The 1012-nt window shown below is 72.7% G+C and carries 2 protein-coding genes and 1 pseudogene; all 3 read right to left on the minus strand.

Going from position 1 to position 1012, the window contains the following annotated elements; translation table 11 throughout:
* Positions 1-148 (minus strand): DUF6099 family protein (locus tag HW445_RS34020; RefSeq protein ID WP_257231457.1); only part of this gene is annotated, 148 nt, incomplete at its 3' end.
* Between the two features lie 178 nt (positions 149-326).
* Entirely contained in the window at positions 327-671 is a 345-nt protein-coding gene (locus tag HW445_RS32550; RefSeq protein ID WP_180224332.1) for a nucleotide pyrophosphohydrolase, read from the minus strand.
* Positions 668-1012, minus strand: a pseudogene (locus tag HW445_RS32555) (ATP-binding protein); the annotation flags it as partial. The gene HW445_RS32550 and the pseudogene HW445_RS32555, both read right to left, overlap by 4 nt.

Below are 1012 nucleotides of genomic sequence, written 5' to 3' on the forward strand. Positions count from 1 at the left end.
GCAGCTCCGGCGGGCCGGAGACCGCCAGGCGGCTGCCGACCGCCTGGGCCAGGGCGTGCGCCTGCCACACCTCGGCCAGCACCGCCTGCGGTTCCTCGCTGACGGCCAGCGCGCGTCTGCCCGCCTCGATGAGTCGTGCCGCGTCCATCCACGCCGCCCCCGTTCGCTCCGCGTGCCCCCGCGCACGCCGTGCCGTTTCCACTACCCAGAGTGAAGGGTCGGGCACGAATACGCCAGACCATGCCGGAAATCTGTGGAAAACTCTGCGGGAACGTCCCGCTCCACGACTCCGGAGAGTGAAGAACCGCCCCCGGCCTCCTCGCGGTTCACGTCCCGGGCGCGGGAAACCTCTCCTCGTTGCGCCCGATCTTCGCATCCAGCGCCGACAACGGGTCCACGTCCAGCGCCGTGCACAGTTGCAGCAGGTAGGCGAGCACGTCCGCGATCTCGTCCTCGACCCGGTGCGCCTGCCGCGGGTCCTCCATCACCCGCGCCGACTCCTCCGGCGTCAGCCACTGGAAGATCTCCAGCAGTTCGGACGCCTCCACGCTGAGCGCCGCCGCGAGGTTCTTGGGCGTGTGGTACGGCTCCCAACGGCGCGCGGCGGCGAAGTCGGCCAACCGCCGCCGGAGGGCGGCCAGGTCACGGTCGGGGTGTCGCTCCTCGGTCATGGCGCAAGGTCTACCACCCGTGCCGTGTCGCTCCCCTCCTCGCCCTCCACCCAGGAGAGGTCGTTGACCGCGCCGACCAGCCGGATGTGCCCGCGCTCGCACATCCGGGCCGCGAGCCGCAGCAGTTCGCGGCGCTGCCGGGCGTCGAGCCCGTGCCCGAACCCGTCGGCGAGCACGGTGAGCGTCTGGTAGGCCTCGGGCACCTCCACGGTGTCGACCTCCAGCACGCCCGGCCCGGTGAGCAGCACCAACGCCAGGGCGATGTACCGCAGTTCGCCGTCGCCGAGGCGGGCCAGGTCGGTGCGGGCGCCGTCGCCCCGGTCGATCAGGGCCCGCACCCG

Origin of the sequence: Streptomyces sp. UH6 (assembly GCF_013421635.1) — a bacterium.
Taxonomy (GTDB): domain Bacteria; phylum Actinomycetota; class Actinomycetes; order Streptomycetales; family Streptomycetaceae; genus Streptomyces; species Streptomyces abyssomicinicus.